At 71.6% G+C, this 19,375-nt stretch carries 21 protein-coding genes and 1 tRNA gene; 15 read left to right on the forward strand and 7 right to left on the reverse strand.

Annotation, left to right across the window (positions count from 1 at the left end; all coding sequences use genetic code 11):
- Nucleotides 1-79 precede the first annotated feature (79 nt).
- Nucleotides 80-682, forward strand: a complete 603-nt coding sequence (gene coaE, locus ACIRP2_RS05490; RefSeq protein ID WP_404246762.1) for a dephospho-CoA kinase — start codon at nucleotides 80-82, stop codon at nucleotides 680-682.
- Nucleotides 683-780: 98 nt separating this feature from the next.
- Nucleotides 781-1,149 (forward strand): tetratricopeptide repeat protein, encoded by a 369-nt coding sequence (locus ACIRP2_RS05495; protein WP_351081567.1) that lies wholly within the window; start codon nucleotides 781-783, stop codon nucleotides 1,147-1,149.
- 59 nt (nucleotides 1,150-1,208) lie between these two features.
- Here the strand turns inward: ACIRP2_RS05495 and ACIRP2_RS05500 are convergent, their stop codons facing one another.
- Nucleotides 1,209-1,487: a DUF6343 family protein gene (locus ACIRP2_RS05500; protein WP_404246765.1), complete on the reverse strand. Its 279-nt coding sequence runs from the start codon at nucleotides 1,485-1,487 to the stop codon at nucleotides 1,209-1,211.
- Between the two features lie 55 nt (nucleotides 1,488-1,542).
- Here ACIRP2_RS05500 and ACIRP2_RS05505 point away from each other — a divergent pair, with 55 nt between their 5' ends.
- The gene (locus ACIRP2_RS05505) at nucleotides 1,543-2,691 is read left to right on the forward strand and encodes an ADP-ribosylglycohydrolase family protein (RefSeq protein WP_404246767.1); all 1,149 of its coding nucleotides are present in this window, start codon (nucleotides 1,543-1,545) and stop codon (nucleotides 2,689-2,691) included.
- 305 nt (nucleotides 2,692-2,996) lie between these two features.
- Entirely contained in the window at nucleotides 2,997-3,452 is a 456-nt protein-coding gene (locus ACIRP2_RS05510; protein ID WP_404246769.1) for a DoxX family protein, read from the forward strand.
- 184 nt (nucleotides 3,453-3,636) lie between these two features.
- Here the strand turns inward: ACIRP2_RS05510 and ACIRP2_RS05515 are convergent, their stop codons facing one another.
- Nucleotides 3,637-3,984 (reverse strand): hypothetical protein, encoded by a 348-nt coding sequence (locus tag ACIRP2_RS05515; RefSeq protein ID WP_404246771.1) that lies wholly within the window; start codon nucleotides 3,982-3,984, stop codon nucleotides 3,637-3,639.
- Nucleotides 3,985-4,243: 259 nt separating this feature from the next.
- Between ACIRP2_RS05515 and ACIRP2_RS05520 the strand changes: the two genes are divergently transcribed.
- The 3 genes from ACIRP2_RS05520 to ACIRP2_RS05530 all read left to right on the forward strand — a co-directional run bounded on the left by ACIRP2_RS05520 (nucleotide 4,244) and on the right by ACIRP2_RS05530 (nucleotide 9,741).
- Complete coding sequence (locus ACIRP2_RS05520; protein WP_404246773.1) at nucleotides 4,244-5,230, forward strand: slipin family protein; 987 nt, start codon at nucleotides 4,244-4,246, stop codon at nucleotides 5,228-5,230.
- A 246-nt stretch (nucleotides 5,231-5,476) separates the two neighbouring features.
- Entirely contained in the window at nucleotides 5,477-8,428 is a 2,952-nt protein-coding gene (locus ACIRP2_RS05525) for a DEAD/DEAH box helicase (RefSeq protein ID WP_404246775.1), read from the forward strand.
- Nucleotides 8,425-9,741: an SWIM zinc finger family protein gene (locus tag ACIRP2_RS05530; protein WP_404246780.1), complete on the forward strand. Its 1,317-nt coding sequence runs from the start codon at nucleotides 8,425-8,427 to the stop codon at nucleotides 9,739-9,741. Before ACIRP2_RS05525 ends, ACIRP2_RS05530 begins: the two co-directional genes overlap by 4 nt.
- A 291-nt stretch (nucleotides 9,742-10,032) precedes the next feature.
- Here ACIRP2_RS05530 and ACIRP2_RS05535 read toward each other — a convergent pair whose 3' ends face one another.
- Nucleotides 10,033-10,461 (reverse strand): DUF3574 domain-containing protein, encoded by a 429-nt coding sequence (locus tag ACIRP2_RS05535; RefSeq protein ID WP_404247193.1) that lies wholly within the window; start codon nucleotides 10,459-10,461, stop codon nucleotides 10,033-10,035.
- 152 nt (nucleotides 10,462-10,613) lie between these two features.
- Here ACIRP2_RS05535 and ACIRP2_RS05540 point away from each other — a divergent pair, with 152 nt between their 5' ends.
- From ACIRP2_RS05540 to ACIRP2_RS05550, 3 genes are all read left to right on the forward strand, one after another.
- Nucleotides 10,614-11,294, forward strand: coding sequence for a hypothetical protein (locus ACIRP2_RS05540; protein ID WP_404246782.1), 681 nt, complete (start codon nucleotides 10,614-10,616; stop codon nucleotides 11,292-11,294).
- Between the two features lie 79 nt (nucleotides 11,295-11,373).
- Nucleotides 11,374-12,105: a hypothetical protein gene (locus ACIRP2_RS05545; RefSeq protein WP_404246784.1), complete on the forward strand. Its 732-nt coding sequence runs from the start codon at nucleotides 11,374-11,376 to the stop codon at nucleotides 12,103-12,105.
- A gap of 31 nt (nucleotides 12,106-12,136) precedes the next feature.
- Nucleotides 12,137-12,222: transfer RNA gene (locus tag ACIRP2_RS05550), tRNA-OTHER, on the forward strand.
- A gap of 276 nt (nucleotides 12,223-12,498) precedes the next feature.
- On the opposite strand, the gene ACIRP2_RS05555 is transcribed toward ACIRP2_RS05550, so the two are convergent.
- Together ACIRP2_RS05555 and ACIRP2_RS05560 are read right to left on the reverse strand one after the other, a co-directional pair.
- Nucleotides 12,499-13,158 (reverse strand): peptidase, encoded by a 660-nt coding sequence (locus ACIRP2_RS05555; protein ID WP_404246786.1) that lies wholly within the window; start codon nucleotides 13,156-13,158, stop codon nucleotides 12,499-12,501.
- 13 nt (nucleotides 13,159-13,171) lie between these two features.
- Entirely contained in the window at nucleotides 13,172-14,383 is a 1,212-nt protein-coding gene (locus tag ACIRP2_RS05560) for a pyridoxal phosphate-dependent aminotransferase (protein ID WP_404246788.1), read from the reverse strand.
- An 86-nt stretch (nucleotides 14,384-14,469) separates the two neighbouring features.
- Between ACIRP2_RS05560 and ACIRP2_RS05565 the strand changes: the two genes are divergently transcribed.
- The 4 genes from ACIRP2_RS05565 (at nucleotide 14,470) to ACIRP2_RS05580 (ending at nucleotide 16,914) form a co-directional block, all read left to right on the forward strand.
- Entirely contained in the window at nucleotides 14,470-15,138 is a 669-nt protein-coding gene (locus ACIRP2_RS05565; protein ID WP_404246790.1) for a winged helix-turn-helix transcriptional regulator, read from the forward strand.
- Nucleotides 15,139-15,279: 141 nt separating this feature from the next.
- A complete protein-coding gene (locus tag ACIRP2_RS05570) occupies nucleotides 15,280-15,750 on the forward strand; it encodes a cupin domain-containing protein (RefSeq protein WP_404246792.1) in 471 nt (156 codons plus the stop codon).
- Nucleotides 15,751-15,777: 27 nt separating this feature from the next.
- Entirely contained in the window at nucleotides 15,778-16,077 is a 300-nt protein-coding gene (locus ACIRP2_RS05575; RefSeq protein WP_404246794.1) for a nucleotidyltransferase domain-containing protein, read from the forward strand.
- Between the two features lie 189 nt (nucleotides 16,078-16,266).
- Complete coding sequence (locus tag ACIRP2_RS05580; protein ID WP_404246796.1) at nucleotides 16,267-16,914, forward strand: uridine kinase; 648 nt, start codon at nucleotides 16,267-16,269, stop codon at nucleotides 16,912-16,914.
- Between the two features lie 29 nt (nucleotides 16,915-16,943).
- Here the strand turns inward: ACIRP2_RS05580 and ACIRP2_RS05585 are convergent, their stop codons facing one another.
- A complete protein-coding gene (locus ACIRP2_RS05585; protein ID WP_404246798.1) occupies nucleotides 16,944-17,840 on the reverse strand; it encodes a carbohydrate kinase family protein in 897 nt (298 codons plus the stop codon).
- Nucleotides 17,837-18,877: a pseudouridine-5'-phosphate glycosidase gene (locus ACIRP2_RS05590; protein ID WP_404246800.1), complete on the reverse strand. Its 1,041-nt coding sequence runs from the start codon at nucleotides 18,875-18,877 to the stop codon at nucleotides 17,837-17,839. The genes ACIRP2_RS05585 and ACIRP2_RS05590 overlap by 4 nt, the downstream gene beginning before the upstream one ends.
- A gap of 132 nt (nucleotides 18,878-19,009) precedes the next feature.
- Here ACIRP2_RS05590 and ACIRP2_RS05595 point away from each other — a divergent pair, with 132 nt between their 5' ends.
- Nucleotides 19,010-19,372: a cupin domain-containing protein gene (locus tag ACIRP2_RS05595; RefSeq protein ID WP_259929375.1), complete on the forward strand. Its 363-nt coding sequence runs from the start codon at nucleotides 19,010-19,012 to the stop codon at nucleotides 19,370-19,372.
- Nucleotides 19,373-19,375 lie beyond the last annotated feature (3 nt).

Here is a 19,375-nt window from a genome sequence, read left to right on the forward strand (position 1 = left end):
ATTCCTCGCGGGGCGTGAACAGAACGTCCGACCCGCCGCCCCGGTCCCCCCGATCGCCCTTCGTACTAGGCTTCCCGGCATGCTGAAAGTGGGCCTGACCGGTGGGATCGGCGCCGGCAAGAGTGAAGTGTCGCGGCTGCTCGTCGGATACGGAGCGGTGCTGATCGACGCGGACCGGATCGCCCGGGAGGTCGTCGAGCCGGGGACGCCCGGACTCGCCGCCGTCGTCGAGGCGTTCGGCGAAGCCATCCTGACCGCCGAGGGCACCCTGGACAGGCCGAAGCTCGGCTCGATCGTCTTCTCCGACGCCGACCGGCTCGCCACCCTCAACGCGATTGTCCACCCGCTGGTCGGCGCCCGCTCCGCCGAACTGGAGCGGGCCGCGGGCCCCGACTCGGTCGTCGTCCACGACGTCCCCCTCCTCGCCGAGAACGGCCTCGCGCCGCTCTACGACCTGGTCGTCGTCGTGGACGCACGTCCGCAGACCCAGCTCGACCGGCTCGTACGGCTGCGCGGCATGACGGAGCCCGAGGCCCGCGCCCGGATGGCCGCACAGGCCACCCGGGAGCAGCGGCGGGAGGTGGCCGATCTGATCATCGACAACGACGGATCGCTGGAAGCGCTGGAGCCGCAGGTCCGCAAGGTCTGGTCGGAACTGACTCAGCGGGCCGCGACCGGCTGATCCCCGTGCCGGTCCGGCCCGCTCCGGATCGATCTCCACCGGAATAGTGGAAGCCGCCAGGACGTTGGGGATCCGAGACCGAAGGGAAGGATGCGATCGTGCCCGAGAGGACCCCGGAGACAGATGTCATCGACTTCCGCGCGGCCGAACACCTGCTGGCGGCCCGCGACCCCCGGGGCGCGGTCAAGCTCCTGGACTCGGTGATCGCGGCCCATCCGGAGAACACCGCGGCCCGTCTGCTGCGGGCCCGGGCCTTCTTCGCCGCAGCCCAACTGCGCCCTGCCGAACTCGAATTCGAACTCGTCCTGGAGCGCGAACCGGACAACGCCTTCGCGCACTTCGCGCTCGCCCGCACCTTCGAGCGCTCCGGCCGCTCCGACCGGGCCGCCCGACACTTCCGGCTGGCCGCCGCGCTCGACCCGAACCCCGAGTACCTGAAGGCGGCCCGCTTCCGTACGGAGGACTGACCCCTCCTCGCGAAGGACCGGCCGAGGCCCGCCGGGTACGCGTCCGTGCCCGGCAGCCCTCAGTGCCCGTATCGGCCGCGCCCGCCGTGATCGGGTTCGTACGGCGGGATGTCGCGGCCCGGCTGGTAGTGCGGTCCCTGGTGGATGTGGTGGACGATCACCGCGATGTCCACCAGGACGAGCAGGAGCAGCAGTCCGCAGGCGGCGGCCCAGCCCGGCCGGCCGGTCAGCGTGAAGGCCGCCAGGCCGAAGACGGCCCAGGCCAGCCCCCATAGACTCAGGCCGAGCCGCAGTCGCAGAGGACTGCGGGCAGTCATCGGTTCATTGCCGGTACGCATGGCGATCGCCTCTCCTACCCAGGATGGACCCGCGACGGCGTTTTCGGAGATGGCGATGCCGGATTTCGGATCGAGGGGATCGTGCGTGAACAGCACATCGTGGGGGGACCGCAACGGCCGCAGGGCGAGGGTCCGCGGCTGTCTGCTGGGCGGGGCGATCGGGGACGCCCTGGGAAATCCGGTGGAGTTCCTTTCGCTCGCCGGTATCCGCCGCGCGCACGGTGAACACGGAGTACAGGGGCTTCTCGCGGACGACGAGGGGGTCGTCGGACGTGTCACGGACGACACGCAGATGACCCTGTTCACGGCCGAGGGGCTGATCAGGGCCCATTCCCGGGCGATGTCGAAGGGGACGGGCGGCGCCGAGATCGACACCGTGCGGAACGCCTATCTGCGCTGGCTCGACACCCAGAACCACCCGGCTCCACCGGCCCGCGGCGGCGACAACCCGGTGCGGACGGGCTGGCTGAGGCAGGAGGCCTGGCTCTACGCGCGCCGGGCCCCCGGGAATGCCTGTCTGACCGGGCTGGCGACCGGCCATGTGCCCGAACCCACGGAAAGGCTCGGTGTGCCCGGCCCCGTGAACACCGGGTCCAAGGGCTGCGGCACGGTGATGCGGTCCGCCCCCTTCGGCTTGGTGGGCGAGGACGCCCAGAGGGGCTTCCGGCTCGCCCATTGGTGCGCGCAGATCACCCATGGTCACCCGACCGGTGCGTACGCGGCAGGGGCGTTCGCCGCGATCGTCACCCATCTCCTGGAGGGGGACTCGACGGCGGGCGCGGTCCTGCGGGCCATGGAGTTGTTGGGCCGTCATCCGGGACACGAGGAGACGACGGCGGCTCTGCGCGCGGCCGTGGACCTGGCTGCCGAGGGCGAACCGACCGCCGAGAAGGTGGAGACGCTGGGCGCGGGCTGGGTCGCGGAGGAGGCGCTCGCGATCGCCGTGTACTGCGCCCTGGTGCTGCCGGCCGCCGACCAGGTGGCCCGGTCGCTGCTGCTCTCGGTCAACCACTCGGGCGACAGCGACTCCACGGGCGCGATCTGCGGCAATCTGCTCGGAGCCCGTCACGGGGACGTGCATCTTCCGCCGTCCTGGCTGGTGGCGACCGAAGGGCGAGCGGTGATCACCGAGGTGGCCGACGATCTGTGCCTGGAGTTCGAGCACGCCGTCGCGTGGCCGGCCGACCGCTACCCGGCGTACTGACGAGTGACCCGCACGTCGCGCGCCGACGGTCTGCCGACGTGGCGGACGGGCCGGGTGGACGGACGCGATCCGTCGGCGCGAACCGTGCTGACGTCCCGTCCGTCCGTCGCCCCGTCAGCGCCATGAGGGTGGAGGCGACTGCCGTCGCCCGAGGCCTCGCGGATGCCGTGGCGGGGGCGCAACCGTGCCGAAGCGGCCGCCGAACGAGGGATGTCCGAGGGCCGGGAAACGATGAGTTCCGGACCGCGGACCGGTCTACCTCTTCGTAAGCGACACACTGCGAAGCTTCCCGAGGAGAGATCCGGATGACCGAGTCCACAGCGGCCCACACCAACCTTGCTGCCACCCTTGGCACCCGTGCCGATGCCCGGGCCGGGGAGCGGGGCCGCGGGGCCGTGGCACTGACCGTCGCACGCGTCGTACTCGCCCTGTTCTTCGGCTTCAGCGCGTTCGCCAAGCTGATCGCCCATGAGACGGCGATCGAGTCCTTCGACCGGATGGGCTGGAATCAGGCGGCGATGTACACCATCGGAGGGCTGGAGATGGCGGGAGCCATCGCCCTGTTGATCCCGGTTCTGGCCGGAGTGGCCGCCATGGCCTTCTGCGGACTGATGGCGGGCGCCTCCATCGTCCAGCTGACACTGCTCGACCGGGTGAACGCGATCATGCCGGCCCTGCTCATCGTGCTGCTCGTGCTGATCGCGAGGGAGCGCCGGGACCGTACGGCGGATCTGGTCGCGCTCATCCGGAGACACGCGTAGCGGCACGGCTTTCCCGGGCGCGGTGGTGCGCGACGGTGTGCACGCGGCGGCCGGGGGTTCGGCGGAAGCCGAGTCGATGGCGCCGGCGGTGTCCGACGTCCGGCCTCCGTGCGCGGTCCGTGTCCGGCTCGCCGCACGTTCCGGCATCGGACCCCGCGCGTGGTCCGCGTCCGGGCTCCGCCGGTCAGTGGACCGTGCTGAAGCTGCGCCACGGGAGCGCGCCGGTCCCGTTGACGTCGGTGAATGTGGTCGCGAGGTACGTCGTACCCGGCCCGGTGCAGTCGGGTGTGCGGTACAGGATGATGTCGATCAGGGTGCCGTTCTCCACTTCCTTGGCGCCCGCGGGAGCGAGCCGGTGGCAGCCCTTCACCGAGGGGCTGTTCACCATGATCACGGCGTCTCGCTCGGTGGTGTAGGTGACCGGCCCGACCGCGGTCCGGCCGAGGCCGGAACAGCCTGCGACGGTGAGGGTCAGGAGCGCTGTCCCGGCTGCGAGGCCGAGGTGGCGGCGCCGGTGGTCGATCGCGGGCATGGCAGGTCCTCGTCTGTCTCGTCCGGCTCATCCGTCAGCCCGCCGCGGACCACGCACCGCGTACGCCACGAAGAACGTGCTGACGCTGGTCACCCTGCCTGCTCCCGGGAGCCCCGGCATCCGGTGCACGGCCGGGCGGGCGACAGCCGGGGCGCCGGAGGCCCCAAGCAATGTTCCTATCGGTTGGTAGTGGGCATACCGTGGTAATAGCGACAGATTGATCCTGTATTCAGGTGTTCCCGGCTTTCAGGGGGCCGTCATGGTCCAGGAGCTTGTAATCGCGGCAGTGGCGGGGGCCTCGGCAGGTGCGCTGTACCTGATGGCCGCAGCCAAGATCGTCAAGCAGTACGAGCGGGGCGTCGTGCTGAGGCTCGGCAGGCTCCGTGAAGGCGTGCGAGGGCCCGGCTTCACCATGGTGCTCCCCGGTGTGGAGCGGCTGCGCAAGGTCAATATGCAGATCGTGACGATGCCGGTGCCCGCGCAGGACGGGATCACGCGGGACAACGTGACGGTGCGGGTGGACGCGGTCATCTACTTCAAGGTGGTCGACGCGGCGAGTGCGGTGATCCAGGTGGAGGACTACCGGTTCGCGGTGTCGCAGATGGCGCAGACCTCACTGCGGTCGATCATCGGCAAGAGCGACCTGGACGATCTGCTGTCCAACCGCGAGAAGCTGAATCAGGGCCTCGAGCTGATGATCGACAGCCCGGCGGTCGGTTGGGGCGTGCAGATCGACCGGGTGGAGATCAAGGACGTCTCGCTGCCGGAGACGATGAAACGCTCCATGGCCCGGCAGGCGGAGGCCGACCGTGAGCGGCGGGCCCGGGTCATCAACGCGGACGCCGAGCTCCAGGCGTCGAAGAAACTCGCCGAGGCGGCGAAGGAGATGTCCTCCCAGCCGGCCGCGCTCCAGTTGCGCCTGCTGCAGACGGTGGTGGCGGTCGCTGCCGAGAAGAACTCCACGCTGGTGCTGCCGTTCCCGGTGGAGTTGCTCCGCTTCCTGGAGAGGGCGCAGCAGCCCCCACAGCAGCTGACGGCGCAGCCGCAGCAGGCCGTGCAGCCGCCGCAGCAGCCCGCGCAGCCGCAGCGTCCGGTCCAGGCGCAGCCGCGTCCGCGGCCTCAACCCCGTCGGCCTCAGCCACCGCCGTCGACGGCTCCGGCACCCTCGCCGACGTCCATGCCCGGCGTGTCCCCGGCCGCAACGCCCGCGCCGCCCGCCCGCTCCAAGCCGCTCGCCAGGCACTGACCGCCGAAGCGCACCGAGCCCACGAAGGGCGCCGACGTTCCGCGTAGGGAAGGTCCGTTCTCCGGGCCGACCCGGTCCGCTCCTGAGCCTGCCGGTCCGCTCCCCGGACCGGCAGGCCTCTTCCATATCGTCTTTGACGTGCTGGAACGCAGGGGCACCATCGGTTGTCAGACCCCCCGCCTAGACTCGCAGGAGTCATGAGGATCGAGACGATCAAGAGGATGAGGGCGGGAGGGGAGGGGACCGATGACCACGGCACAACAGCAGTCGGACACGTCGGCCGTCCGCCTTCTGAGCTGCGCGGCCGTCTTCCTTCCCGCCTCGCTGCCGAGAGACGGACGCGTCGCCTTCTGGGATCCCGACGGCGGTCCGCTCCCGCAGCCCGGTGACTTCTCCGGGTACGCCGCGGATCCCGAGGGATCCGTCCCCGACGTGGTCGTGGAGGAGATCACCGTCGTCCGCGGACACGGGCGGGAGAACGGTGTCCGTCGGCGTGCGGTGCCCGCTGTCCTGATGGCCGTGACCGATGCCCTGCCGCTGCTGGTCCGCGCCCGGAATCAGCGGTCCGCCCACCCCGCCACCCGCTGCTGGGGCGCCGCCGCGCTCCAGGCACTCAATCTGGTGGCGCGCGGCAGGCTGCTGCCCGGTCTGACGGGCGAGGACCACGACGCCTGGCGGGCCGGACCGCGCGACGCCGAGGACATCGCTCACCTCCGGGCGATCGCCGCCGCTCTGCCCGCCGAGGGGTACGCGGTCCCGCTGCCGGACCGCACACCGCTCCAGGTCCCCGAGCCGGAGTGGCTGCTCGGGGCGTTCCTCGACGCGGTCGCCGACACCCTGCCCCGTACACCCGCGGCGGCGTACGCGATGGGGGCGCCCTTCGCGGCCCGTGCGGCCCAGCATCTGCCGCAGGCCCGGGACTGGGCCGTCGAGGTCGCGGCCGGGCTCGACGCGGGCGTACGGATCTCGCTGCGCCTCGACCTCTCGGCCCACGAGCTCTTCGACACGGCCGATACGTACGACCGTCCCGACGAGCCGGACGACACCGACGCCGACTCGGGCCGGATGGACGCCCGTCGCGGCGCGGCTCGGCACGCCGCCGCGGCCATCACCCAGGTGCACAGCCTGGCCGACCCGACCTATGTCGTCGACGCCGCCGCGCTGTGGAACGGAGGGGCGGGAGAACCGTTCGGCCCGCGCGCCAGGATCGATGCCGTGCTCGCGCTGCGCCGCGCCGCCCGTGTCTGGGCACCGCTGGAGCGATTGCTCGACCAGCCGGTGCCCGATGTGCTCGCACTCGAGGAGGACGAGCTGTACGAGCTGCTCAGCGATGCCGGAGCCCGGCTGGCGGCGGCCGGGGTCGACGTCCACTGGCCCAGGGAGCTGGCCCGTTCCCTCACCGCCGCAGCCGTCGTGCGGCCCGCCCCCGGTTCGGCCACCGACGGCACCTCGTTCTTCGACGCCGAGCAGCTCTTCTCCTTCAACTGGCAGCTCTCACTGGGTGACGAGCGGCTCACCGAGGCGGAGATGGACGTGCTCGCGGAGGCCCACCGGCCGGTGGTACGACTGCGGGACCAGTGGGTCGTCGTCGATCCCGCGCTCGTGCGCAAGGCACGCAAGCGGGAACTGGGCCTGCTCGATCCGGTGGACGCCCTCGCCGTCGCGCTGACCGGCAGCGCCGAGGTCGACGGCGAGCAGGTCGACGCGGTGCCCGTCGGGGCACTGGCCGCGCTCCGGGCCCGCATCACCTCCGACGACACCATCATCGCCCCGCCGCCCGGACTCGACGCCACGCTCCGCGACTACCAGCTGCGCGGCCTCGCCTGGCTGGACCGGATGACCTCGCTCGGCCTCGGCGGCTGCCTCGCCGACGACATGGGCCTGGGCAAGACGATCACGCTCATCGCCCTCCATCTGCATCGCGCCCACCCCGCGCCCACCCTGGTGATCTGCCCCGCGTCCCTCCTGGGCAACTGGCACCGGGAGATCAACCGCTTCGCCCCCGGTGTCCCGGTACGCCGCTTCCACGGCACCGACCGCACCCTCGCCGAACCCGACGGCGGCTTCGTCCTCACCACGTACGGCACGATGCGTTCGAGCGCGGCGCAGCTCGCCGACCACACCTGGGGGCTGATCGTCGCCGACGAGGCCCAGCACGTGAAGAACCCGCATTCGTCCACGGCGAAGGCGCTGCGCACCATTCCGGCCCCGGCCAGAATCGCCCTCACCGGCACCCCCGTGGAGAACAACCTCTCCGAGCTGTGGGCCCTGCTCGACTGGACCACTCCCGGACTGCTGGGCCCTCTCAAGGCGTTCCGGGCCCGCCACGCCCGCATCGTCGAGAGCACCGGGACGGCTGCCGGCCTCGCCAACGACGAAGCGGTCGAGCGGCTCTCCCGGCTGGTCCGGCCCTTCCTCCTGCGCCGCAAGAAGTCCGACCCGGGCATCGCCCCCGAACTGCCGCCCAAGACGGAGACCGACCACCCCGTCTTCCTGACGCGCGAGCAGGCCACGCTCTACGAGGCGGCCGTCCGCGAGACGATGGCGTTCATCGAAGCCTCGGAAGGCATCGCCCGGCGCGGTCTGATCATGAAGCTGCTGGCCTCGCTGAAGCAGATCTGCAACCACCCCGCGCAATACCTGAAGGAGGAGCCGACCCGACTCGACGGCCGTTCGGGAAAGCTCGCCCTGCTCGACGAACTCCTGGACACGATCCTCGCCGAGGACGGCTCGGTCCTCATCTTCACCCAGTACGTGACGATGGCCCGGCTGCTCTCCGCCCACCTCGCCTCGCGCGCCATCCCCTCCCAGCTCCTGCACGGCGGCACCCCGGTGACCGAACGCGAACGGATGGTGGACCGCTTCCAGTCCGGCGAGGTCCCGGTCTTCCTGCTCTCCCTCAAAGCGGCGGGCACCGGACTGAATCTCACCAGGGCCGCCCACGTCATCCACTACGACCGCTGGTGGAACCCGGCCGTCGAGGAACAGGCCACGGACCGGGCGTACCGCATCGGCCAGACGCAACCCGTGCAGGTGCACCGGCTGATCGCGGAAGGCACGGTCGAGGACCGGATCGACGAGCTGTTGCGGACCAAGCGGGTCCTGGCCGACGCGGTCCTCGGCACGGGGGAGACCGCGCTGACCGAGCTCAGCGACCGTGACCTGGCCGATCTCGTCTCGCTCCGGAGGCCGTCATGAGCCCCCGCCCCCGGTCCCTCGCGCACGACCGTTCCCAGTCCCGGCCGGTCGCCCGGCCACGCCCGGGCCCCGACGATCTGCGGCGCACCTTCGAGGCCGTGCCGCCCCGCACCTCCGACGGCGACGAACCCTTCGCGGACAGCTGGTGGGGCCGCGCCTGGGTGGCCGCCCTGGAGTCCCTGTCGATGGACGAGGGACGCCTCTCCCGCGGTCGTACGTACGCCGACAGCGGCAAGGTCGCCGCGATCACGGTCACCCCCGGACGGGTCGTCGCCTACGTCCACGGAAGCCGCCCCCGCCCCTACCGCGCCGAGCTGCGTCTGCGGCCGCTCGCGGACGCCGACTGGGAGACATTCCTGGACGCGGTCGCCGCCCGTCCCGGTCATCTCGCCGCGCTGCTCGGCAAGGAGATGCCGCACTCGCTCGTCGACACGGCGGCCGAGGCCGGTGTCGCACTGCTGCCCGCCGCGGGCGACCTCGACCCCGGATGTTCCTGCCCCGACCACGGCTGGCCCTGCAAACACGTGGCGGCCCTCTGCTACCAGACGGCCCGACTCCTGGACACCGATCCGTTCGTCCTGCTGCTGCTGCGCGGCCGGGGGGAGCGCGAACTCCTCGAAGACCTGGGCCGTCGCAACGCCGCACACTCCGCCCGGGAACGTCCCTCGGCCCCCGCCACCCCCTCCGTGCCGGCTCGCGAGGCCCTCGCCGACCGCTACCTCCCGCCGCTCCCCGCCCCGCTCCCGCTCCTGCCGCATCCCGGGCAGCCGCCTTCGTACCCGAGTCTTCCCGGCGCCCGTGACCCGCTCGCCCTTGACCACCTCGCCACGGAGGCGGCCGTCCGTGCGCACACGCTTCTCGTCAGCGGCCTCGACCCGATCGCCGGCCTCAGCCCCTGGCAGGACGCGGTACGCCTGGCCGCGTCCCGTCCCACCGCAGGGCTGACCGCGACCACCCGGGCCCTCTACCGCGAGCTGGCGTACGCCACCGGCCGCACACCCACCGACCTGGCCCGAGCCGTCGCGGCCTGGCGGCAGGGCGGCGCCGAGGGGCTGGCCGTCCTCGAAACCCCCTGGGATCCTCCGGCCGGCCCCTTCGACCGGGCCCGGCCCGCACTCGCAGCCGCCGACTTCCCCCGCTTCCACCCCTGGCGCAACCACCTCACCCACCCCGGTGGCACCCTGCAGCTCCGCTTCGGACACGACGGCCGTTGGTACGGCTACGAATCAGAGCCGGGCGAGGACGACTGGTGGCCCCGCGCCACCCCGGACGCCGATCCGGTGGGCGCGCTCATGGAACTGAGCGGAGGCTGACCCCCCGGCCCGTCCTCGGCCGCGGCACCGTGCCCGACCGCTCCGGCAGTCGGCCTCGCCGGGGGAGCGCGGTATCGACGAGCTCGCGGGCGTCGTCCCGTACCCGGCCCGGGCGGTCCGGCGGCCGAGAGCGGCCGGTACCGGGGGTGGCGGTGTCGGCACGGCGGCAGCGGCGCCGACGATCCTCCCGGCGACCGCCGCGGGGTGCACGCGCCGGCACCGGCTCGATCGGCCGCACGGCCGCGAGGCTCGTACAGCCGTGCGGCCGGGGAGTCGGGGCGGCGGGCGATGTCAGAAGTCGGCGGTCGCGGGTTCCTCGATCCGGGCCACCGAGTCCTGGGCGTAAGCCTTCTCGTAGGCGTTCCGGATCCGCTCGATCTGGGCGTCTCGCAGGCGTGCTTCGGACGCAGGGTAGAGCAGGATCAGTTCGTAACTGCGCTCCCGTTCGATCACGCCGTGGGAATCCCGCCACTGTCCCCGGCCGTCCTGGACGGTCAGCCCGTTCGGGAAACGTGGTGTGACCTCCTCGTCGATGAAGGACTGGAATTGACGATCGGTCACACTCGGTCCGCCGTCGGGACGTGCGGTGCCGAAGAACAGCCGGGTCTCGATGTATGCCTTCCCCCGCACGGCGACGGCCGCCGCCGACTGCGAGGTGGTGGAGGCTTGGTCGCCGAGCGTGGCGTAGGCGACGGGCGCGCCCGCGGCCAGTACGGCCAGGACGGCGGTCGCGGTGAGCGCGCTGGGCCGCTTGGAGCCGGTGAGACCCTTCGTTCGGGTGAGGCGGGGGAGACGAGGCACGGCGGGGACCTTTCTGCGGAGTCGGGGAAGGCGGGGGACGGAATGCGGGAGCGCGGGGTCCGCATCGGTCCGTGGCGTGGACAGACGGACGCACCACGGGCCGACGCGGGCGGATGAACGCGCGGACACAACGACGCCCGGACACGCGGCGCCACTGTGACAAGCTGTCCCCGACGAGCGGCGGCAGGACATGGGCGTCCGCTGGAAACCACCCGTACGGATCGGTCGACGGGCTCGCCGAGAACCAGCCGCCCCTCACTCGGCGGGCTGTCGGACTCGCCCGCACGACTGAACGGATCACCCGGATCGATCCGGACCGGCCGCACCCCGCGCCCGGCCGCCACCACATCACCGTGGTGGAAGCGGGACGGACCGCGTACCCGGCGGGGCGGTGCCCGCTCGACCGCTCCGGCACACGGGTGGGTCCGGGGGACCTCGATGCCGGGATCGACCGGGTGGTGGCCGACTCCCTCGCCGCTCAGGCGGCCGTGGGCGCCGAACCGCCCCGGGGCGTCCGATCGGAGATCTACGTGGGCGGTGACGATGTCACGGCCCTGGGAGTCGCCCGGCGCGGGCTCACCGGCTCGGCCGCCGGGCCCGCGTCCACCACCGCGAGCACGCTGCTCGGCGTCAGGCGGTTCGGTTTCCGTGGACAGCTGATCGAGCTCGGCCTCACCGCTGTGCTGCCGGCTGAACGTCCACCCGTGCCGTCCTGTCCGCCGCGGGCGCGGCCGGGAGGGGGTGCTGCATGACGTGGGCGGTCCGCTGGAAGGACCGACTCCGCAAAAATCCTTTGGTTCTGCGGGACTTGACGTTGATAGGTTCCTCGACGTGGCGAAACTCAATCAGATCATCGCAGTGGAGAAGGGCGTCAAGTCCAAGGCTCACCAGGACCTGACGGCGGCGCATCACGGCCTCCAGAAGACCGGTCTGCTGGCCGGGATCTCCCGGACCTATCAGCCCAAGGACGAGGAGGGCGAACAGCTGCCGCCCGAGTCGACCCTGGTGCAGATCAAGGCCGAGGACGTGCTGCGGGAGACCGCGACGACCCTGACCCGGCTCTTCGATGTGACCGCCACGAAGGACTGGGCGAACTGCTCGGCCCGCGCGGACGTGAAGGTCGACGGACGGGTGCTCGTGAGCGAGGTGCCGGTGTCGTACCTGCTCTTCCTGGAGAAGCAATTGACGGACCTCAACACCTTTGTCCGCAAGCTTCCGGTGCTGGACGCCTCCGAGGCCTGGACGCAGGACCCGTCGACGGACTCCTGGAAGACCGAGCCGGTGAAGACCCTTCGTACGAAGAAGGTGCCCCGCAACCATGTGAAGGCGGAGGCCACCGAGAAGCATCCGGCGCAGGTCGAGGTGTACTACGAGGACATTCCGATCGGGTACTGGACGACGGTGAAGTTCTCCGGAGCCCTTCCCGCGCGACGGGTCAATGAACTGCTGGACCGGGTGGAGAAGCTCCAGCAGGCCGTGAAGTTCGCCCGCGAGGAGGCCAACGGCATGGACGTCAGCGACCAGCGGGTGGGTGATGCGGTATTCGGTTACCTCTTCGGGTGACCGACCATGGATTCCCCGGCCGTTCATCACGGCCGGGGTGCGCGAGGAGCGCAAGCTGAAACTGAGGCTTGTCGTGATGACGCGGTTCCAGTGGAGGTTCGAATCCTCCCCCCGGCATTCGGTGCGTTCCGCACACGGACGGGCCGGGGTGGCCCAATCGGCAGAGGCAGACCGCGATCAATCTCAGACTCTTGCTCCAGACTCAGCATTCGCCACCGATCGCCGAATCGATCGGGCCCGTGCCCACGGGCGTCGAGATGCCGGTTCGACTCCGGCCCGCGGAGCTTCGATCTGCGGTCGTCTAAAGGCAGGACGCGACGACATAAACCTGACACGGGTCCTTAAAGGTGTCGGCGTGCCGCATGGGTGGCATCTACAGGGCTCGGGGGCCGGCTACGCCCCCGGGCCCGCTCCCGTTTCCACGGGTGTCCCGCTCACACCCTCCATGGGCAGCGACACCCCGCGCCCCGCGAAGAAACGCTCGAATTCGGGCAGCGCAAGCTCCGCGGTCCGTGTCCCGGCCGTCGTACCGGACGGGTTGTGGAAATGGACGCCGGTACCGTCGGCCGTACGGGACGTCAGCAGCACCAGATGCCCGCCCCGCCCCGGAGCGGGCCGCAGCGGATGGCGGATGCCGTAGTGCACCGAGGCCATGACGGTCCGGCCGCCGTCCAGCAGACCGAGGATCTCCTGCGTCGAGAGATGGCGGTGGACCGTGGCGTCGAGGCCGTGCATCTCCCGTGCGTACTGCGCGAAGGGGGCGTAGATCAGGCCCCGGATCACCCCTTCCGCGTCCTCGGTGTACGCGCCGTACTCGAGCGCCCCGTCGCGCAGTGCGAACAGGGACGGGGCCCCGGAGCCGAGCGCCATGCGCAGACAGGTCATTCCGCACAGATGACCCGACCAGCGCGCGTACTCGGCCGGTGATGTGGCGCCCGACTCCGCCCAGGCCGGGTCGGTGGCCGGATCGAGTCCGCCCTCCACGATCGGGCCGACGAGTTCGGGCGAGGCGAACTGGGTGTGGACGGGAACGCGGCAGGCGGGGCAGGTCACCGGGGGCATCCGATCACTGGCGGTATCCGGTCAGGAAGCGGCCGATGCGGCTGATCGCCGCGTCGAGATCGTCAGCGTACGGGAGCGTCAGGATCCGGAAGTGGTCGGGACGCGGCCAGTTGAAGCCCGTGCCCTGCACGACCTGGATCTTCTCCCGCAACAGCAGATCCAGCACGAACTTCTCGTCGTCGACGATCCGATGCACCTTCGGGTCGATGCGCGGGAACGCGTACAGCGCGCCCTTCGGCTTCACGCACGACACGCCGGGGATCTCGTTCAGCTTCTCCCAGGCCCGGTTGCGCTGCTCGTAGAGCCTGCCGCCGGGCGCCACCAATTCCCCGATCGACTGCCGGCCGCCGAGCGCCGCCTGAATGGCGTACTGCGCGGGCGCGTTGGGGCACAGGCGCATGGAGGCGAGTGTGGTCAGCCCCTCCAGATAGCTGCGGGCGTGCTGCTGCGGGCCGGAGATCACCAGCCAGCCGGAGCGGAAACCCGCCACGCGGTACGTCTTCGACAGGCCGCTGAAGGTGAGGCAGACGAGGTCGGGAGCGAGGGCCGCCACGCTGTGGTGCTCGGCGTCGTCGTAGAGGATCTGGTCGTAGATCTCGTCGGCGAACACCATCAGGCCGTGCCTGCGCGCCAGATCGAGGATTCCTTCGAGGACCTCGCGCGGATAGACCGCGCCGGTCGGGTTGTTCGGATTGATGATCACGACGGCCTTGGTGCGGTCGGTGATCTTCGAGGCCATGTCGGCGAGATCGGGGTTCCAGTCCGAGGCCTCGTCACAGGTGTAGTGCACGGCCTTGCCGCCCGCGAGGGTGATCACCGCGGTCCACAACGGATAGTCGGGGGAAGGGACGAGCACCTCGTCGCCGTCCTCCAACAGCGCCTGGACGGCCATGGAGATCAGCTCGGAGACGCCGTTGCCGAGGAAGATGTCGTCGACCCCGACGTCCGCCAGCCCCATGGCCTGGTAGCGCTGCGCCACTGCCCGGCGGGCGGACAGGATGCCGCGCGAATCGGTGTAGCCGTGGGCCTGCGGAAGCATCCGGATCATGTCCTGGACGACCTCCTCCGGCGCCTCGAAGCCGAAGAGTGCCGGGTTGCCCGTGTTGAGGCGAAGGACGCTGTGGCCCGCCTCCTCCAGGGCGTTGGCGTGCTCGATGACCGGGCCCCGGATCTCGTAACAGACCTCGTCGAGCTTGCTGGACTGCCGGAATTCCATGCGGTGGCCTCCCCGACCTGATTGCGATACTTGGTTTTACCAAGCTCGGGCTTGGAAAGTCCAACAACATGTCTAGACTGCGTCGCATGCCTCGTCAGCCACAGTCCCCGACCCGCCCGGCCCGCCGCCGGAGTTACGACCAGTTCTGCGCCACCGCGCGCTCCCTCGACTCCGTGGGCGACCGGTGGACCCTGCTGATCGTCCGTGAACTGCTGGCGGGCCCCCGCCGCTACACCGACCTCCACGCCGACCTGCCCGGTGTCAGCACGGACGTCCTCGCCTCCCGGCTCAAGGACATGGAGCAGAGCGGACTGGCCACCCGTCGACGGCTTCCGCCGCCCGCCGCGGCCTCGGTGTACGAGTTGACGGAGCGCGGCCGCGGGCTGCTGCCCGTGCTCGCCGCACTCGCCGAGTGGGGCGCGCCCGCGCTCACCGACCGGCGGCCCACGGACGCGGTGCGGGCGCACTGGTTCGCGCTTCTGCTGCTGCGCGCGCTGGACGGACTGACGCATTCGGGAGTCGTCGAAGTCCAGCTGGACGAGGGCGAGTTCCATGTGCGCGCGGGCGGCGCCGAGGCCGGTGCCGCTGTGTACGGGGACGGTCCGGCCGCCCACGCCGATGTCCGGATCGCGCTCGACGTGGAGGTCTGCCTGGCGCTGGGACGGGGTGAGCTGACGTTCGCCGGGGCCGTCGAGGAGGGGCGTGTCGAGGTGTCGGGCGACGGACCGCTCGCCACCGAACTGCGTGGCGGGTGATCGCCGGATCGCCGAGGGTTCCGTGGATCAACTCATGGGTAGCGTCGGGGCATTTGGAAGGTCCCGGATGCTTCCGGGGACGCTGAGGCGGAGGAGTCGCACATGAGGGTCGGCGGACAGCGGGGGAGCAGAGGACCGCGGATGAGGCAGGGGCGACTCGCCAAGTCCCTGGTCGTGGGCGGCTGTGTGGCCGCGCTCGGCTTCGTGCCGTCGGCGGCCGTCGCCACACCCGGCAGCGGTGTGAGCGGCACCGTGCTCGCGCAGGGCACCTCGGCGGGGAAACTGAAGGTGAAGACGCCGAACGGCCGTACGGATGTGACCTTTCGGACCATCACCGTCGAACCGGGCGGCTCCACCGGCTGGCACACCCACGGCGGACAGCTGATCGCCGTCGTCAAGTCCGGGACGCTGACGCGCACTCTGGACGACTGCTCGGTCGAGGTGACACCGGAGGGCTCGTCCTTCATCGAGCCGTCCGGCACCGGTCACCGCCACATCGGACGCAATCTGGGGACCGAGCCCGTCGTGCTCTGGGTGACGTATCTGCTGCCCGAGGGCAGTGCGCTCTCCGACGACGCCGACGCCGTGGACTGCGGCGCGAAGAAGCGGTGAGTACGGGGCCGACGGGAGCGCACGGGCGTGGACGCACCGAGCCCGAAGGACGACGCGAAGGTCGTGGATGATCTGGACCCGGCGCGACGCGACGCGTTCGCGCAGGCGTTGTCGCATGCGCTCGCCGCTCACTGCCCCGGCTCGCGCGCGGAGCCGAAGGGCTCGCTCGCCCGTGGAACGGCCGATGCGTACAGCGACATCGACCTCGTCCGGACGGTGCCGGACGACCGGTTCGACGCCTGTGTCGCCGCCGCCGGGAAGGTGCTCGAAGCGGTCCGCCCCCTCCGACTCCCCGCGTACGGAACCCGAGTTGCGGAACTCCCGTGAGAGGCGGCTGCTCTTCGTCGCCTTCCATGGGCTTCCGCTCTTCCGGCGCATGGACCTGGGGATCGGGGCGGCAGCGGTCGCCCGGCCCGCCGACGACGACCGGGACGACCCCATGGCGGGGCCGGTGAGGAAGGACGCGGTCGGGGGACGGCCGCAGCCGGCGCGCGGGGCAGGGGTGATGATGGTCGCGTGCGATGGGAAGCGATCACCTGGGAGCGGCTGACCGACGAGTTCGCCGCGCACGCCGACGGTCTGGGACCGGCCGACGCGAGCCCGTGGCTGAAGGTCGCCGTGGACGGCGCTCCGGCGGCCCGTACCGGCGAACTGGCCGGACAGCTCGCGCAGGCGCTGCGGGTCCGGGGACGCGCGGTGCTCGTCGTGTCCACCGAGGGGTTCCTGCGACCCGCGAGCCTGCGGTACGAGTACGGCAAACAGGACCCCGACTCCTACTACGACAGCTGGTTCGACACGGGCGCGCTGTGGCGTGAGGTGTTCGGGCCGCTGGAGGCGGGCGGGAGCGGGCGGGTGCTGCCCGATCTCTGGGACCCGGTGACGGACCGTGCCACGCGCAGTCCGTATCGAGTCCTGCCCGAGGGCGGTGTGCTGGTGGTGCACGGCCCGCTGCTGCTGGGGCACTGGTTCCCGTTCGACCTGAGCGTCCATCTGCGGTTGTCGCCGGGCGCACTGCGGCGGCGCACCGAGGAGAGCGAGCGGTGGACCCTGCCCGCCTTCGCGCGGTACGAGGACGAGGTGGCGCCCGGCGGCCGCGCGGCCGCGGTCGTACGGGCCGACGACCCGCTGCACCCCGCCTGGACCGGGTGGCGGCGGGAGGAGTAGGGGCCGGGAGCCGTGGTGCGCCGGGCACGTCACGGGCCGGGGCGGCCCCCCACGGTGGCGACCGCCTCCGCTCCCGACCGGCAGCCCGCCGCCACGGCCGAGGCGTCGTCCGCCCCGGACAGCCGGGCCGCGAGGAATCCGCCGGTGAACGCGTCGCCCGCCCCCGTCGAGTCGACGGCGCGCCGCATCCGAACAGCCGGGATGCGCCGGGTCACCGCGCCCGCGGCGGCCAGCAGGGCGCCGTGGGCGCCGAGTGTGACGACCACTCGGGGCACTTGAAGGCTCAGCTCGGCGGCGGCCTGCGCCGGTTCGGGGAGTCCGGTGAGCAGCCGGGCCTCGTCCGCGTTGGGCAGCAGCAGATCCACGCCCTCCACCGAGGCCAGGAACCGGTCGACGCCCAGCTCGGCGAGGAAGCCGGCCGAAGCCGGGTCGACGCTCACCGTGATCCGCCGCCGACGGGCCTCCCGCAGGGCGAGCAGGGCCGTGGCCCGACTCGTCGTGGCGAAGAGCAGGTACCCGGAGAGATGGAGATGGGCGATGCCGTCGAGCATCGACGGCGACCAGTCGTCGGGGGAGAGCCGGAGCACGGCACCGCTGTCGGTGAGGAAGGTGCGCTCGGCGGCGGAATCGACGAGGGCGACGACGGTGGCGGTCGGTACGTCCTCGTCCACGGCCAGCAGGGGACGGACCCCTGCCCTTCGCAGTGCGTCCTGGTGCCAGGCCGCGCTGTCGGCGCCGACCCGGGCCAGCAGCCGTACATCGCGGCAGCCCGAACGTGCCGCCCAGCAGGCGACGTTGGCGCCCGCCCCGCCGGGGAGGGTACGGATCCGTGCCGCGGTGTCCGTGCCGTGGATCAGCGCGGTCCCGTGGCGGGCCACCACGTCGGTGACCACGTCGCCGACGACGAGGAGGCCGCCGTCGGTCATCGGCCGTCCGCCGGGCGGCGGAGCGATGTGGAATCCTGCGTGTTCCGGTGTGCCGTCGTGTCCCGCGCGTCCGGGTGCGTCGCCGGGTCCCGGACGGTGACGGTCCACGCCCCGGAGATCCGCGCGGCGAGCGACACGTTCCCGCGCACGGCCGCCAGATTGGCCTCCAGCGATGCGCCTTCGGTGCCTCGCATCAACCGGTCCAGCAGGAACGGCGTGACGGCCTGGCCCACGATGCCGCGCTCCCGGCACGCGGCGAGTGCCTCGGCCAGCACACGGTCGTGGAGTGCGGGATCCAACTGGTCCTGGACGGATACGGGGTTGGCGACGATCAGCGCCGAGCCGGGGCCTTCGAGCGCGTCCTGGGCGCGCATCACCTCCGCGACCTCCTCGGGCGTCCGCACCGTCCAGTCGACCGGTTCGCCCGAACTGTTCAGATAGAAGCCGGGGAAGCGGTCGGTGCCGTATCCGAGCACCCCGACGCCGAGTGTTTCCAGGCGCTGCAGCGTGGCGGGCACGTCCAGGATCGACTTCACCCCCGCGCACACCACGGTGATGCCGGTCCGCGCGAGGAGCCGGAGGTCCGCGGACTCGTCCTGGGTCCGCGTCCATTCCCGGTGCACACCGCCGAGACCGCCGGTCGCGAAGACGCGCAGGCCCGCGTGTGCGGCCAGGAACGCCGTCGCGGACACGGTCGTCGCTCCGCTCGCTCCCGCCGCCAGGGCCGGTGCGAGGTCCCGGTGGCCAAGCTTCCGCATCGCCGGGTCGGCGGCGACCCGCTCCAACTGGTCCCTGTCCAGACCGATGTGGGCCCGGCCGTCGAGCACGGCGATCGTGGCGGGCACCGCGCCCTCGGACCGTACGAGCTCTTCGAGCTCTTCGGCGACCCGCAGATTGCGGGGGCGCGGCAGGCCGTGGGCGATGATCGTCGACTCCAGGGCCACGACGGGGTGGTGCGTGGCGAGGGCGGCCCGGACCTCGGTGGAGAGGACGGGGGCGTAGGAGGACCGCACGTCGTGCGACGCATTGAATGACATGTCCACATCCCTGTCGCGGGTGCGCCGGCCTCAAACGTGCGGCCGGGACACCGGCCGGAAAGTCCACCCTCCGGCAGGGTTTCCCGGTCCTGCTGCCGAGCGACCTCGAAGCGGTCGCTAGGGTGACCGGCCATGACCACATTTGATCAAGCTCCTGCCTCGTTTGCCGTCCACATTCCCGACGCCGAACTCGAACCGGAACCGCTCGACCCGGCACAGATCGTCTCGGGCGAGCCCGTGGTGACCGGCAAGGTGCTCTGGGAGTCGCCCGACGGCAAGCAGGTGCGCGGAATCTGGCAGATCACGCCCGGCGTGGTCACCGACACGGAGGCCAATGAGCTGTTCGTGGTCGTGAGCGGGCGTGCGACCGTGGTGGTCGAGGGCGGAGCGACGCTGGAGATCGGGCCGGGGGACGCCTGCGTGCTGCGCGAGGGCGACCGCACGACGTGGACCGTGCACGAGACGCTGCGCAAGGCGTATCACATCAGCCTCTGAGGC

Origin of the sequence: Streptomyces sp. NPDC101194 (assembly GCF_044767885.1) — a bacterium.
Taxonomy (GTDB): Bacteria; Actinomycetota; Actinomycetes; order Streptomycetales; family Streptomycetaceae; genus Streptomyces.